This is a genomic window from Streptomyces sp. NPDC056347 (assembly GCF_042262625.1).
GTDB lineage: Bacteria > Actinomycetota > Actinomycetes > Streptomycetales > Streptomycetaceae > Streptomyces.
The window spans coordinates 25,299-39,675 of sequence record NZ_JBHJQP010000063.1 but is presented as its reverse complement, the minus strand read 5'-3'; the positions used below and the strand labels follow the sequence as shown (position 1 = coordinate 39,675).

Sequence of the window (14,377 nt, the reverse complement as noted above, 5' to 3'; positions counted from 1 at the left end):
GGTCGGCGGGCCATCGTGATCGTTGAAGGTTCGTCGGCCCCTACGAAGGCGGCCGGCGGTCTACGTGCGTGTCGCGCGGGTCACCGAGGATCGGGGGCGCTCACGCGGCGGACCGGACCTTGATCGCGTGGCTGAGGACGGCCTGCTCCTCGTCGGGAAGACGACGCTCGGCATGGAGCATGCGCAGGGCGGTGGTGACGCGTTCCTCGTCCTCGGGTGTGCCGAGGCTGCCCATGTACGGGGGCAGCAGCAGACTCAGGGCTTCGAGGTCCGCGCGTGCGCAGAGCGTGGTGAGGAGTTCGCCGACCGCGTCTTCGTGCTGCTGTGGTGCGGCCGGAGTGGTGGCACGCAGTCCTGCGGCGATGCGGTAGCGGAGCCATTGCTGGTGGGGGCCGGCCGGGACGTCGTCGATGTGCTCGGCGGCGGACTCGAAGTGTTCGCGGGCCTGCTCGATCTGGCCCAAGTGCCGGTGGGCCCGGGCCATGTTGCCGTGAAGTGAGGCGTAGAAGCCGCGGACACGGTCGTCGCCGACCTTGTCGGCCCGGTTCAGGCACTCCTGGTTCCAGCGCAGAGTCTCCTGCGAAGTCGGCTGGTGCCGGGCGAGGTAGTGCGCGGCGATGCAGGCGTCGTAGTCGTCCTCGGCCGCTTCCCAGGCTTGATGGAACAGGTCCCGGGCTCGGGCATCCCGTCCTTCGGTCTCGGCCTGCATACCCTGCGCGCACAGCCGCACGACGATGTTCTCGGGGGCGGTCACGGTTCTCCTGAGGTGGTGAGGATGCGGTGCTGGGGAAATCAGCTGGAGGTGTCGAGGGCGACGGGCATGATCAGCGTGCTGAAGCTGCCCTGGTCCGCGGAACGCACCACGACAGGCCGGTCCACGGCGGAGACCTCCAACAGAACGTCGGGCCCGACACTGGCCTCCAGCGCGGGGCCCAGGACGGTGGGGTCGAAACCGATCCGCTGGGGCAGGTCTGCATGGCAGACCGCAGGCAGGGTGACGGCGTCGGAGTGGTCGGCAAGCGAGACGACCAGCTCGTCGTCGGCGAAGCTCAGAGCGATACGTGCAGCGTCTGCGTGGCTGTTGACCGCCTCACGCAGAGCCAGGCGATCCACGATCACGCGGTATTCGGGCGGGGCCAGAGCCGAGAGCATCTCGCGGTAGGCAGGGAACAGGTCATCGACCGTCACCAGAACGCGGGACTCTGCCGTACTGCGTGCGCGGGCGCCGTCCGGTCCGACCTGGATGGTGACCTCATGGACTCGCGCCGCCCATTGCCCGAACTCGATCAGGTCAGCCGCGTGCACCAGCAGGCGGCAGGGCCCTCCGCCGAGTGCCACCGGCCTCAGGACGCGCATCGACAGGCGGTAGCGATCGGTAGCCACCAGACGCACCTCGCCGTCATCGATCTCGATGAGGACGCAACCCAGCACAGGAAGTTCCGCGTCGGAAGCCGCGGCCGGCACCACCTGGCGTACTGCACTGGCCAACTCCACGCCGCCGATTCGCGCTTCCGTCATGCTGCCGGCAGTCGAGAAGGAACGTAGAACCACGGCGATGGCCGCCTCGGCCGCCTGCGTCTGGTCCCGCATCCTGTCCAAGTGCCGCTCCAGCACCTCTCGGCCCTCGCGCTCGGGCCCGTCGAGTACCACGGTGACCTCAGCCAGCGGCAGTCCCGCTTCCCGCAGACTGCGCAGGAGAGCGGCACGGGACTCCTGAGCAGGACAGTAGAAGCGGTATCCCGTCGCCCCATCAACCCACGCCGGCCGCAGAACGCGGCAGTCGTCGTAGAAACGCAAGGCGCTCGGAGCGAGACCGACCCGCCGCGCGAAGGCGCTGATGCTCAGTAGTTCCGTGGTGCCGTCCATGGCCCCGATTGTCGACGTTCATCCAACTTGAAGGTCAACTCGCGCTTCGGCCGGGTTCCACGCCACCACCTGGCACAGGAGCTCCCCCCCAGCGTCAACCCCCGAAGGACTTCCGGAGCCGGCCACTAAGCGAGCGGGTGTCCGGGCCGTCACGGGTTCAGGTGCCCGGCTCGTGGGCGCGTGGCGTGCGCAACTCGTACCGGGCCCGGGTGAAGGGCCAGTTGCAGGCCCATGTCCTGCTCCAGGAGCACGCAGTGCCCGACTGCGAGGGCCGTCTCGTTGCGGGCTGCCGCTACTGCCGCTACTGCCGCTATTGCCCCGGCCACGGTCCGTATGCTCCGTGGCCGGGGCGGCATCCAGAGGCCGGACCGGCCCCCGCACCGTGCGGGCGTCCCGACCGGCACCACCGCACCGTCGGGGCCGTGTGTCCCGCCCCGCCACTCACGTCGCCAGGCCGTGGCGGTAGGCGTAGACCACGGCCTGGACGCGGTCACGCAGGCCCAGCTTGGCCAGGATGCGGGAGACGAACGTCTTGACGGTCTCCTGGCTGATCTGGAGGCTCCCGGCGATCTCGCTGTTGGAGAGGCCGTCCGCGATGAGTCGCAGGACCTCCAACTCGCGTGATGTAAGCGGTAGTTCGCTCGCCCTTCCGTCGTCGACGGGCCGGATGCGGGCGGCGTAGCGGCCGACGAGCTGGCGGGTGACCTCGGGATCCAGCAGGGCGGCGCCCACGGCCACCGTGCGGATGCCGTGCAGGAGCTGGGCCGGGGGCGCGTCCTTGAGCAGGAAACCGCTCGCGCCCGCGCGCAGTGCCTCGTACACGTACTCATCGAGGTTGAACGTGGTGACGACCAGGACCTTGACGGGCTTCTCGACCCCGGCTCCGGCCAGCAGGCGGGTGGCCTCGATGCCGTCGAGCACTGGCATCCGTACGTCCATCACCACGACGTCGGGGCTCAGCCGCCCGGCGAGGTCGACCGCCGCGCGGCCGTCCCCGCACTCGCCCACCACCTCGAGGTCGGGCTGCGCCCCGATGATGGTGACCAGGCCGGTGCGGATGAGTATCTGGTCGTCGCAGACCAGGACCCGGGTCGGTGCGCTCACGCCGCGCCGCCCACGGGTATGCGGGCCCGTACGGCGTGGCCGCCGCCGGTGCGGGCGCCCGCGTCGAAGTCGCCGCCGAGGCCGTCGACCCGTGCGTGCAGCCCGGCCAGGCCCCGTCCGCCGCCGGAGGGGGACGGGGCGCGCGAACCGGTGCCGTCCGTGGCGATGTCCACGGTGATCTCCTTGTCGGTGTGGCGGACCCGGACCGTGGTCAGGCCGCCGTGGTCGTACTTGAGGGCGTTGGTCAGGGCTTCCTGCACCACTCGGTAGGCGACGAGATCGGCGCTGCCCGGTGACACGGCCGGGGTGCCCTCCTCGGTGAACTCGACCGGCTGTCCGGCCCGTCGGGTCTGTTCGACGAGCGTACGCAGTCCGCCGATGGCGGGTGTTCTCGGTCCGGCGCCGTGAGCGGTGGCCTGGCCGGGGCCGTGGCTCGGTTCGAGCAGGTCGAGCAGTTGCCGCAGGTCGGAGATGGCCTGCCGACCTGTGTCGGTGATGGCGCCGAGCGTGTCGTCGAGGCGTTCGGGCGCGGACGTCAGGTAACGGGCTGCCTCGGCCTGCACGACCATCGCGGTGACGTGATGGGTGACGACGTCATGCAGTTCTCGCGCGATGCGGGTGCGTTCCGCGGCGCGGGTGTCGTCGGCGACGCGGCGGCGGCGCTCGGCCTCCGCGGCCCGGGTCGCGTGCAGCCAGGCCCCGATGCCCCAGGCGAAGGCCAGCACGAGGTAGAAGGTCACGAATCCGCTCGGCGGCTCGCCGCCCCGGCCGATGCGGGAGAGAGTGACGGCGAGCGGAATGTACGCCACGGAGAACAGGACTGCGGTGGTACGCCGATTCCGGCGCAGGTGGGCGCCCGCACTGAGCAGGGCGATGGCCAGCGCGGTACCGGCGAACGTGTGGTAGCCGCGGAGCTGGTCGAGGCTGAACCCGAGCGAGACCAGGGCGAGGCACAGGGCCGGTGAGCGTCGCCGCAGGGCCAGGGACAGGCATTCCAGGCCGACGGCAACGATGCCCAGGGTGTCGAGGGAGCGGGTTGCCACGTCGCCGATGGCGGTCCCGTTGTCCCGGAAGCCGGGGAGGACCGAGGCGACGAGGAACAGCAGCCCGAGCGCAAGGTCCCGAGCCGTCACGTCGAGCCGGTGCCACAGAGATACGGCTCCGTGCCACGGCCGTACGGCGCCTTCGGCCCCGGCTCCCGCTGCTCGTACGTCACTTCGGGTTTCGCTGAGGGTACGCACGCGCGTCCTGCCGAGCCGGCTCACCGGGCGAGTGTATCGGTGGCGCAGGTCTGTTCGGTGTTTCGGCGGCGGGGCCGCAGATGGCCGCGGCGGTGGGCGATGCGCAGGAAGGCGGCCGTCACCAGGATGCCGAACAGCACGGAGTAGACGCTGGCCTCCGGTCCGAAGGCGCCCCCGGTGACGAGTGCGGAACCGGACGTCGAGGAGTCGAGAAGGCCGTGCGTGGCACCGTTTCCGGAGACCTCGGTGCTGAATATGCCGGACTCGGCGAAGTTCCAGCCGAAGTGCAGCCCGATCGGCAGCCACAGGCTGCGGGTGGCGACGTAGGCGGCGGTGAGCATGCCGCCGGCCTCGATGGCGATGGCGAGGGCGCCCCACGCCGTGGCGTGCTCGTTGGTCAGGTGCATCAGGCCGAACAGCGAACCGGTCGCGGTCAGCGCCCAACCGGTGCCCAGGCGTTCCTCGGCCATGCGGAACAGGACGCCGCGGAAGAGGAGTTCCTCCGTGACGGCGGCGGCCGCCATGAGCCCGACGAGCCCGATCGCACCGGTCACCGTGCCCCGGCCGTCGATGTGGAAGTTGCCGAGGAGGGCGAGGCCGGCGATCACCGCCCCGAAGACGGCGGCGCCGATCAGCGTGCCACGCGCGGTCGCGCCCCAGATGCCGCGCGTGGCGAGCTCCGCGGGCCGGCGGTGCTCGGTCCGTCGTACCACCCACCGGTAGACCAGGACGGCGAGCACCGCCGTAAGCAGGCCGAGCAGCAGGGTGGGCCAGGGGCTCCCGTCCACCGCCGCGACGGCTTGGCTGCCGACGAACGCCACCGCCGCGACCGCCAGGAATTGCCGGACCAGCCTCATGAGATCCCCTTCTCCGTAGCCGCGGACCGGGTACCGCGGCTGGTCTCGAACCTACGGACCAGACGGTTCCGGATCGTCCCCCCGCGGAGCGCATCTGCGGGTAGCTCTCACGGGGGACGGCCGTCCCGGCCGTGGCCCGGGGGAGGGGTGCACCGGTGGGTTCGTGCACGTCTCCCCGCCTCGACGCACCGCGGTTGATGCCCGCCGCACCCGATGGACCGGGGCGGTGGTGACAGTGCTCCTGCGTTGTTGCATCCGGTGAGCCGTCGGGCGGAGACGGTGAGCTCGATGCCGGCCGCAGGGGTGTGTCAGTGCGCCTCTGTGAGTGCCTGCTCGTAGGCTGCCCGAAGGAGTTCGGAGGGCCGGGGGCGGTTGGGGTCCGGGCGGGGAACACCCAGGTGCACCTCTCGGAGTTCGTCCATGAGGTCCTCCCCGAGACGTGGGCCGCCTTCCTCCAAGAGACGTGCACGGACGCTGAGTTCGGGTGTGGTCGGGCGGTGCCGCATCCCCCAGGAGCCGAGCGCCACCATGACGGGGACCGTCCGGATGCCCGCTTCCGTGAGGCTGTAGGCCGCTCGGTGCCCTCGCCCGGCCTGCTGCTGCGTGAGGAGACCGCCGGTGACGAGGGCCTTGAGGCGGCTGCTGAGAATGTTCGACGCGATCCCCTCCTCGGAGTGGCTGAGCAACTCGCGGAAGTGCCGGCGCCCGCCGAACATCACGTCGCGCAGGACGATGAGGCTCCACTGGTCCCCGAGCGCCTCCACCGCCGCGTTGATCGCGCATCCGGACCGCGGTTCGTCTCGCATGCCCACCTCCAGTGATTGCATTCTGCCATCACCGAGTCTAGGCTCGCCCGCGGCTGGTGATTGCAGTTCGCAATCACATCGCTTCGAGGGCAGAGGTCCGTGCAATGTCCCGCGTGAGGGTCCACAACTTCTCCATCTCCATCGACGGGTTCGCCACTGGCGAAGGGCAGAGTCTCGACGCCCCGTTCGGTCACGCCGGTACCCGGCTTCATGAGTGGTTCTTCCCGACCAGGACCTTCCAGCAGATGCTGGGCAATCCGGACGGAAGTGCTGGGGTCGATGACGTCATCGCCAGCACCTGGGATGTCGGCATCGGAGCGGAGATCATGGGCCGCAACAAGTTCGGCCCCCAGCGCGGACCGTGGGAGAACGATGACTGGAACGGCTGGTGGGGGCCCAACCCGCCCTTCCATACCCCGGTGTTCGTCCTGACCCACCACCCCCGCCCCTCGGTGGAGATGGAGGGCGGAACCACATTCCACTTCATCGACGCCACGCCGCAGGAAGCGCTCCGTCGGGCGCGCGAGGCCGCGGGCGACCTGGATGTGAGGATCGGTGGCGGGCCGACCACGATCCGCGAGTTCCTCGTCGAAGACCTCGTCGATCATCTGCACATCTCGGTCGTTCCGATCGTCCTGGGCCGTGGCGAGCGCCTGTGGGACGGACTCGAAGGGCTGGAGAAGCGCTTCCGCACCGAGTCCGTGACAACCCCCGGCGGCGTCACGCACATGACCTTCACCCGGCCGTAGCGACCGCCCGTGCGGGAGGCAACCGGCCTCGGCCGCCCCGCCCCGCACGCTTCGAAGTCCGGCAGGGGCGCACCTCGCTTCTCGCGAAGCGGTGTGGGGCGTGGGGCTGACTGCACGTCAGGAATCTCGGCATCAGGTCGGCATGGGGCCGACGGGCGCTGCGACTGGCGGTCGAACTCCGTGATGCGCCAACTGCGGAGGCGAGGGCTGACGGGGGCGGCGCGGGCGTGTCCGGGGTCGCCGAACTTCAGCGGCGCATCGAAGGCCCCCAGGCTCTCGCCGGTGTGCTCATGCGTGCCATGACGCCTGCGCAGAGGATCCCCGTACGCCGGGGCGCGCGGCTCGCTGAAGCCGGATGTCCTGCTCTTCCCCGGACCGCGATGGCAGCGATGGCGATGCCGACCACGGCGGCTGGTCGGCGGCTGGAGGCGCGGGGAGGTGGCGCGACGAGGACGGACGCTGTGGCCGCGTCCGCTCCGAGGCCTGCGGATCATGACGACAACCCCTCTTGTTCACTTTCCAGGCCCTCAGAAGACTCCTGAAATCCACCTTTGATTCTCATGGGCTCCTCATCCGCCGCTGGTTGCTTGTACGAGGCCGGTCGATCCGCAACGTACGAGCAAGGAGGCGCATGGTGTTCCTGTCGAAGGCAGCCGCGGCGCGCGAGGGCCGGGCGGGCGAGACCCGGACGCCCGGGGACAAAACGGTCGGGGACGGGGCGGAGGAGGAGCCGCTGCACGTGGCGAGCCGACTGCACGCGTTCAACCGGTTCGAGCTGAAGTACCTGGTTCCGGTGGAGCAGGCGGCCGAGATCCGTGACGAGCTGGGCGAGCGGATGGACCGGGACCTGCACAGCCCGGTCGGCGGCTACGGGGTGTGGAGCCTGTACTACGACACCCCTCAGCTCCGCTTCTACTGGGAGAAGATCGAGGGCCTGAAGTTCCGCCGCAAGCTGCGCATACGCCACTACGGCGACCTCGACGGGGTCACCGACGACTCCCCGGTGTGCGTGGAGATCAAGCAGCGCGTCAACCGGGTCACGCAGAAGCGCCGCATCACCCTTCCCTACGGCGTGGCACGGCAGTTGTGCGACGGCCGGCAGATGGTGGACCACTCGCCGAAGGAGAGCTCCTTCATCCAGGAGGTCCTCGAACTGGTCGTGCGGCTGAACCTCCAGCCCACCGCGATCACCGGCTACCAGCGCGAGGCCCTGGTCGGCCGTGACGCCGACACCGGCCTGCGGGTCACCTTCGACCGCCGCATCCGCGGACGCGACCGGGACTTCCACTTCGGCATCCCCGCACCGGAGAACCGGTTCACGATCCCGCCGCACATGTCGGTCATGGAGATCAAGGTCAATGAGCGCACCCCGCACTGGATCACCGATCTGGCCGCGCGGCGCAACCTCAACCTCGTCCGGATCTCGAAGTACGTGCAGTCCGTCGAGGCGTTCGGCCTGGCTCCGCGCTCGGTCTTCCACGTCAACGAGGCGGACTGCCCGCCGCCCATCCCCACCCCCACTCATGAGCAGCCGGTGCGGCACGACGCGCCGTCGAAAGTAGGAGCGCAGTGAACTTCGACCTCAACCTGCAGGAGCTGAGCGGCACGTTCAGCGTCGCCGACGTCGTGGCGGCGATGGCGCTGTCGTTCATCCTGTCCACGGTGATCGGCTACACGTACCGGTACACCCACCGCAACGTCTCCTACAGCCAGTCCTACGTGCAGACCCTGGTCATCGTCGGCATGATCGTCGCCCTGATCATGCTGGTCGTCGGCTCCAACCTGGCCCGCGCGTTCTCGCTGGTCGGCGCTTTGTCCGTGGTCCGCTTCCGCAACGCGGTCAAGGAGACCAGGGACGTCGGCTTCATCTTCCTGGCCATGGCGATCGGCATGGCCTGCGGCGCCCGCTTCTACACCCTGGCCGCCGTCGGCGCCGTCGTCATCTGCGCCGTCGTCCTGGTGATGTTCAAGTTCAACTGGTTCGCCCTCAATGTGCAGCGTCAGGTCGTCAAGGTCCAGGTCCCGGCCGGTGAGGACTACACGCCGCAGATCCGCGACGTCCTCATCAAGTACACCAGCGAGTTCGAGCTCGTCAGCACGGAGACGATCCGCGGCGGCGCGCTGACGGAGGTCTTCTACACGGTGCGGCTGAAGAAGGGCGCCGAGCCCGGCGACCTGGTCGGCGCGCTCCAGGAGCGTACCTCCGGCCAGCGGGTCACCGTTCTGACCGGCTACGACACCACGGACCTGTGATGAACGGCCCGACGACCCCGCGACAGCGGGGACGGCGGCTGAAGGACCGGCTGCCCGTCCGGCTGCGCCACCACTGGAAGCCGGGGGCGGCACTGGGTATCGGGCTCGCCGCCATGGTCTTCTTCCTCGGTGACGCGCGGATCTCCCCGTACGTGACGTCCGCCTCGCGCGTCGAGGGGGACCCCATCACCGAGGACGTCCGCGGGACGGTCGGCCTGTACGACACCTCCGTTCCGCACTCGATCCAGCTCACCTACAAGCAGACCGACTTCGACAAGATGATGAAGGAGTTCAAGGAGGACGGCACCAAGGACTACGTCGAGGCCGACCTCGTCATCGACGGCGTCCATCTCGATGACGTCGGGATCCGCCTCAAGGGCAACTCCACACTGTCGTCCCTGCGGGGCAAACGGGGCATGCCCGGTGGCGGCCGGCAGCTGCCCGGCGCCCCGCAGGGCGCCCCGGCCGGCGCCGACGGCGCGACCGGGGGCCAGGACCGCCGCCAGGGTCGGCAGCCCGGCGGCGGTCCCGGCGAAGCCGGTGGTACTGGTGGTGTGGCCGGTACTGGTGGCACCGGCGGTGGTGGCGGTCCTGGCGGTGGCGGCGGCTTTGGCGGGATGGTCCAGTACGACCTGTCCGCGGACAAGCCCGAGGAACTGCCCTGGCTCGTCAAGATCGACGAGTACGTCGAGGGCCGCGCCTACCAGGGCGAGCGGGAGATCTCGCTGCGTCCCGGCAGCAACGCGCAGGTCCCCCTCAACGAGGCGTTGTCGCTGTCCCTGACCGACGAGAGCGGGCAGAAGGCCGAGCGGTACGCATTCACCGAGCTGGAGGTGAACAACCGGCCCGCCACCACCCGCCTCATGGTCGAAGCGCCCGACACCGACTACGCCGACGACATCGCCGACGGCAACGGTGTGCTGTACAAGGCCAAGGCGAGCGGCAGCTTCGAATACCGCGGGGACGACCCCAGCGAGTACGAGAACTCCTTCAAGCAGCTCAACAAGAAGGGCAGCCAGGACCTCGAACCGGTCATGAAGCTCATCAAGTGGGCGAGCAAGGCGTCGGACGAGGAGTTCGCCCGCGACCTCCACAAGTACGTGGACGTCGACTCACTGGCCCGCTACGTCGCCTCGCAGAACCTGCTGCTGAACTTCGACGACATCGCCGGACCCGGCAAGAACTATCTCCTCCGGTACGACCTGGACACCAAGAAGTTCTCCGTGCTCGGCTGGGACTACAACCTCACCTTCAGCGGAGACGCGACCGCCGGACCTGACGACTCCACAGGCATGGGCGGCGGCATGCCCGGCGCCCGTCCCGGCGGCGCCGGGGCCGGAGGTACGACGAGCGGGAACACGGACGGCGGCACGCCCCCGAACGGAATGCCGGAAGGAATGCCGGAGGGAATGCCCGAGGGCTTCCCCGAAGGAATGCCGGAAGGCTTCCCCGGCGGTGCCGACGGTGCCGGCGGCGACCGCGCGGGCGGCCCCGGCGGAGGCAGGGGCGGCATGTCCCACGTCCTGAAGACCAAATTCCTGGCCCTGGACGCCTTCGACTCCGTCTACAAGAAGGCGTACCGCGAGCTGTACCAGACGTTCTACGCCTCGGGCACGGCGGCGGAAAGCGTCAAGGCGATCGCCGAGCAGGCCCGGTCGGCAGGCGCCGACTCCAAGGAACTGGACACCGCCGTGACCAAGCTCACCAAGACCGTCACCGACCGTACCGCGGCCCTGGCCAAGGACAAGGAAGTGACCGGCTGAGAACGGTTCCGGCGCCCCGCACGGACGTTCCGCAGGGACGCCCCGGGGCGCCGGAAACACCCCTTTCACCCCGCCATGGACAGGAGCGGCACAGGATGCCCGCCTACCATCGCGCCGCACGCACCGGAGCCGCCCGCCGCAGCTCCCCCGCCCGTACCGCCGAGGTGCCGAGAACATGAACGCTCCCCCGAACCTCCCGGCCGCGCCCGCCGGCGCCCGGCACACCGTCCTGGTCGTGGAGGACGACGCCAGCATCCGCACCCTGCTGTCCTCGGCGCTGACCGCGGCCGGGTACGCCGTCAGGAGCGCGGGCACCGGGCAGGAGGCCATGTTCGAGGCGGGCAGCAGCCGGCCCGACCTGATCGTCCTGGACGTCATGCTCCCCGACACCGATGGCTTCCGGGTCATCCGCGACCTGCGGGCCCAGGGCGTCTACACGCCCGTTCTGTTCCTCACCGCCCGGACCGGCGTCGAGGACCGCATCATCGGCCTGAGCTCCGGCGGCGACGACTACGTCACCAAACCCTTCCACGTCCAGGAAATCCTGCTGCGCATCCGCGCCATCCTGCGGCGCAGCAACACCCCGCCCGCCGAGACCGGCGGCCGGCCGGCCCTGCGGTACGCCGACCTCACTCTGGACGAGAACAGCCACGAGGTGTTCCGCGCGGGCCGGCCGCTGAAGCTGTCCCCGACCGAGTTCCGGCTCCTGGCCTGCTTCCTCGCCCAGCCCGAGCGCGTGGTGGAGAAGGCCGAGATCCTCCAGCAGGTCTGGCAGTACGGCTTCTCCGGCGACACCCGGATCGTGGACACGTACGTCAAGAACCTCCGCCGCAAGCTCGACCAGGACGCACCCCCCTTGATCCACACCGTGCGCGGGGTCGGGTACTGCCTGCGGCTGCCGCGCGACGAGACGCCTACGGCCGGCCGGTGAGGAGACTTTGCCGGCTGCGCCCGCGCTCCCTGCGCAGCCGTCTCGTCCTGATCGCCGCGCTCCTCGCCACCGGCGCCGTCCTGCTGTCCCAGCTCGCCGCCCTCACCGTGCTGCGCGGCTGGCTCACCGACCAGGTGGACGACCGGCTCGCCCACTTCCGTCCGCCCGGCCGGGTCTACGAGGACGTCATCACGGGCAACGATGCGCTGCGGCCCCCCAGGCCGGACGACACCCTGCCCTCGGACTACCGCGTCTACTTCTACGACCGGGATGGAAACCTGCTGCCCACCTTCCTGGGAAGCGGGCGGAGCCCCGGGCCCCGGCTCCCGGCCCGGGCGGCCGACCTGGACCTGGCTCGCGGGCGGCCGAGCACCCTCCCGGCAGGGGGCGACGCGTCGGGTTCCGGCTGGCGCGTGGTCTCCTACGAGGGGCCCGACCGCCTGCGCACCGCCCTGCACCGCACGGAGACCTCCGAAGCGCGGATGCGCCATTTCATGGCCGACGCCGGACACGAACTGCGTACCCCGCTCACCGCCGTCCAGGGCTTCGCCGAGCTCCTGCTCGACGAGCCGGACATGGCCGCCGCGAGGCGCCACGAGGCACACGCCCTGATCGCCCACAACGCCGACCGCATGAGCCGCCTCGTCGACGACCTGTTCCTCCTCGCCAAGCTCGGCGAGGCGCCCGTCACCCACCGCGAACCCGTCGACCTGCTCTCCCTCGCGGCCGACGCCATCGCCACCACCGCGATCCGCCACCCCCGCCGCACCATCACCCTGGAACCGCTTCCGGCGGATCCCGGGCCCCCTGCACCCGCAGGGGCGGGGGAGTCCCCTTCCACCGGGACCGGAGGAGCACTCGACATCGTCGAGACGCCCGGCGACCCCCACTAGCTCGCCCAGGTCCTGGGCAACCTGCTGTCCAACGCCGCCACGCACACGCCTTCCGAGACCGTCGTCCACGTCAGGGTCGGCCTCACCCGCGCCCCCGCCGAAGGGAACCCCGGCAGCGGTCGGCCGCTACCGGCCGGCACTCCGGTCTGCGTGGTCGAGGTCGCCGATGACGGACCCGGCATCGAACCCGACGAGGCCCACCGCGTCTTCGACCGCTTCTATCGCGCCACCCCCCACGACCGCTCGGCCGCACCGGGATTCGGCGCCACCCGCGAACCGGGCTCCGGCCTCGGCCTCGCCATCGCCGCCGCCATCGCCGCCGCACACGGGGGACGCCTCGAACTGGACAACCGCCCCGGCCAGGGCTGCGCCTTCCGTCTGATCCTGCCCGACTCGCCGACCGCGCCGAAGGACGGCACCGGTGAAAGTTGCAGGCCCGATCTGAGGTCCAGAGGTCTGGTGGACCCGTTGCAGCTCCGCATGGAAAGAGGTCAAGGGCGCGTATCGCGTCGTGATCAATTTTTGGGTGCGCCCTCGCTCCGAGTCCTGATCCGGTAGACCGCTTTGCGTGACGCGAGTGCAACTGTCGGACGAGGAATGGGAGTTCATTGGGCCGTACCTGCTGATCGGCGAGTACGGCCCGTACCCGAGCGCCTGCGGCAGCAGTTCAAGGGCGTGATCTGGCGGTTCAAGACCGGCGGGCAGTGGCGGGAGATGCCGCAGGAGTTCGGCGCCTGGCCGACCGTGTCAAACCGCTTCCGGCTGTGGCGTAACGCCAGTGTGCTCGAGGCCCCACTGGAGGGCCTGATCGCGGAGGCCGCGAAACGGGGTGCCGCCGACCGTAAGTGCCGCCCGCCAGCGTTTGTCCTGGCCGCCGGCCAGGCTGCCGACAGCCCGCAGTTCATCCCCGTCCTGAAGAAGATCCGGGTTCACGGGCCCGTTGGCCGCCTCCGCACCCGGCCCGTCAGCCGCAACGCAGACCTGCACAAGGAACGGAACACCGTCGAGCGGCTGATCAACAAGCTGAAGGCATGGCGGGGCATCGCCACCCGGTACGACAAGACCCCGGAGAGCTACCTCGCCGGACTCCACCTGCGCGCCTCGATGATCTGGATCAAAGACCACACCAGGGGCGATTTGTTGGTCGGGACTCGCTCCGCACCCTAGCGCCGTCGTCCGCGTCCGCTCTGCCGGCTGCCCTTGTCCCTGCTGGGTCGTCTGCCCTTGGCCTTGCCTTTGCGTCTGCCCGGAGTCTGCACCGGGCGTCCCTGCCAGTCGATGCTGTCGTCCTCCGAGAGGCTCGCTGCATATGAGAGCGCATGCTGGATCAGGAGCGCCAACAGGCGCTTGGACTCCGCCGAGGGAAGCTCGCTCTGCCAGGGGCAGACCGAGTACCAACCCTGGCCCGGATCCGTCAGGGGCAGGTAGGGCCCTGCGGGCTCCAGGGGCTCAGCCGGCGCTTCGGGAAGGCGCACCAGCAGTGTGTTCGTGCTACAGGCGACGACCGCGGCGATGCCCTTGGCTGCAAGCACCGGCATCCCGAACGTCGCCAGGACGGGCCACTGGGGAGCAAGGTCCTCAAGCCTCTCGATCAGATCGGGGTGGGTATGCAGCTCCCACCCTTCGTAGGCGTAGGCGCCGCGCTCCTGCGGAACGCCCTGCTGCCGCAGCAGGGCGAGCAGCGCCGTGTTCTGAGGCAGGTCCGGCAGCAGCGTCATGACTCGACACCCTACGCGCCGTTCAGCAGTGGGGACAGTGGTGGCGTTCCTCTCCGGCAGGCTCACCGGACCGGCATCATCCTGCAGTACTGGTACGGCCCGGCTCGTCATCATTGGCCGTCTCAACTTCACAGCATCGCCCAAGCGTTGGCCCACGGAGTGAGCATGAGAAGGGGCGGCCGGGCGTCCGTGGTCA

The 14,377-nt window shown here is 70.0% G+C and carries 12 protein-coding genes and 2 pseudogenes; 7 read left to right on the top strand and 7 right to left on the bottom strand.

The window, feature by feature from the left end; all coding sequences use genetic code 11:
• Positions 1-100 precede the first annotated feature (100 nt).
• The 6 genes from ACFCV8_RS16915 to ACFCV8_RS16890 all read right to left on the bottom strand — a co-directional run bounded on the left by ACFCV8_RS16915 (position 101) and on the right by ACFCV8_RS16890 (position 5,874).
• Positions 101-754: a hypothetical protein gene (locus ACFCV8_RS16915; protein WP_376686114.1), complete on the bottom strand. Its 654-nt coding sequence runs from the start codon at positions 752-754 to the stop codon at positions 101-103.
• 38 nt (positions 755-792) lie between these two features.
• The gene (locus tag ACFCV8_RS16910; protein WP_376686113.1) at positions 793-1,866 is read right to left on the bottom strand and encodes a MerR family transcriptional regulator; all 1,074 of its coding nucleotides are present in this window, start codon (positions 1,864-1,866) and stop codon (positions 793-795) included.
• A gap of 441 nt (positions 1,867-2,307) precedes the next feature.
• The gene (locus tag ACFCV8_RS16905) at positions 2,308-2,970 is read right to left on the bottom strand and encodes a response regulator (protein WP_376686112.1); all 663 of its coding nucleotides are present in this window, start codon (positions 2,968-2,970) and stop codon (positions 2,308-2,310) included.
• Positions 2,967-4,103, bottom strand: coding sequence for a sensor histidine kinase (locus tag ACFCV8_RS16900; RefSeq protein WP_376686111.1), 1,137 nt, complete (start codon positions 4,101-4,103; stop codon positions 2,967-2,969). Before ACFCV8_RS16900 ends, ACFCV8_RS16905 begins: the two co-directional genes overlap by 4 nt.
• A 128-nt stretch (positions 4,104-4,231) precedes the next feature.
• Positions 4,232-5,068, bottom strand: a complete 837-nt coding sequence (locus ACFCV8_RS16895; RefSeq protein ID WP_376686110.1) for a lysostaphin resistance A-like protein — start codon at positions 5,066-5,068, stop codon at positions 4,232-4,234.
• Between the two features lie 308 nt (positions 5,069-5,376).
• Positions 5,377-5,874: a winged helix-turn-helix transcriptional regulator gene (locus ACFCV8_RS16890; protein ID WP_376686109.1), complete on the bottom strand. Its 498-nt coding sequence runs from the start codon at positions 5,872-5,874 to the stop codon at positions 5,377-5,379.
• A gap of 104 nt (positions 5,875-5,978) precedes the next feature.
• Here ACFCV8_RS16890 and ACFCV8_RS16885 point away from each other — a divergent pair, with 104 nt between their 5' ends.
• The 7 genes and pseudogenes from ACFCV8_RS16885 (at position 5,979) to ACFCV8_RS16855 (ending at position 13,630) form a co-directional block, all read left to right on the top strand.
• On the top strand, positions 5,979-6,623 hold the full coding sequence (locus ACFCV8_RS16885) for a dihydrofolate reductase family protein (protein WP_376686108.1): 645 nt from the start codon (positions 5,979-5,981) through the stop codon (positions 6,621-6,623).
• 631 nt (positions 6,624-7,254) lie between these two features.
• Complete coding sequence (locus ACFCV8_RS16880) at positions 7,255-8,196, top strand: polyphosphate polymerase domain-containing protein (RefSeq protein ID WP_376686107.1); 942 nt, start codon at positions 7,255-7,257, stop codon at positions 8,194-8,196.
• Positions 8,193-8,876: a DUF4956 domain-containing protein gene (locus tag ACFCV8_RS16875; protein WP_376686106.1), complete on the top strand. Its 684-nt coding sequence runs from the start codon at positions 8,193-8,195 to the stop codon at positions 8,874-8,876. The genes ACFCV8_RS16880 and ACFCV8_RS16875 overlap by 4 nt, the downstream gene beginning before the upstream one ends.
• Positions 8,876-10,639: a CotH kinase family protein gene (locus ACFCV8_RS16870; protein ID WP_376686105.1), complete on the top strand. Its 1,764-nt coding sequence runs from the start codon at positions 8,876-8,878 to the stop codon at positions 10,637-10,639. Before ACFCV8_RS16875 ends, ACFCV8_RS16870 begins: the two co-directional genes overlap by 1 nt.
• A 175-nt stretch (positions 10,640-10,814) precedes the next feature.
• The gene (locus ACFCV8_RS16865; protein ID WP_376686104.1) at positions 10,815-11,570 is read left to right on the top strand and encodes a response regulator transcription factor; all 756 of its coding nucleotides are present in this window, start codon (positions 10,815-10,817) and stop codon (positions 11,568-11,570) included.
• Positions 11,567-13,021 (top strand): annotated as a pseudogene (locus tag ACFCV8_RS16860) (sensor histidine kinase). Before ACFCV8_RS16865 ends, ACFCV8_RS16860 begins: the two are co-directional and overlap by 4 nt.
• Positions 13,022-13,031: 10 nt before the next feature.
• Positions 13,032-13,630, top strand: a pseudogene (locus ACFCV8_RS16855) (transposase).
• Here ACFCV8_RS16855 and ACFCV8_RS16850 read toward each other — a convergent pair.
• A complete protein-coding gene (locus ACFCV8_RS16850) occupies positions 13,627-14,181 on the bottom strand; it encodes a hypothetical protein (RefSeq protein ID WP_376686103.1) in 555 nt (184 codons plus the stop codon). The pseudogene ACFCV8_RS16855 and the gene ACFCV8_RS16850 overlap by 4 nt on opposite strands.
• Between the last annotated feature and the right edge of the window lie 196 nt (positions 14,182-14,377).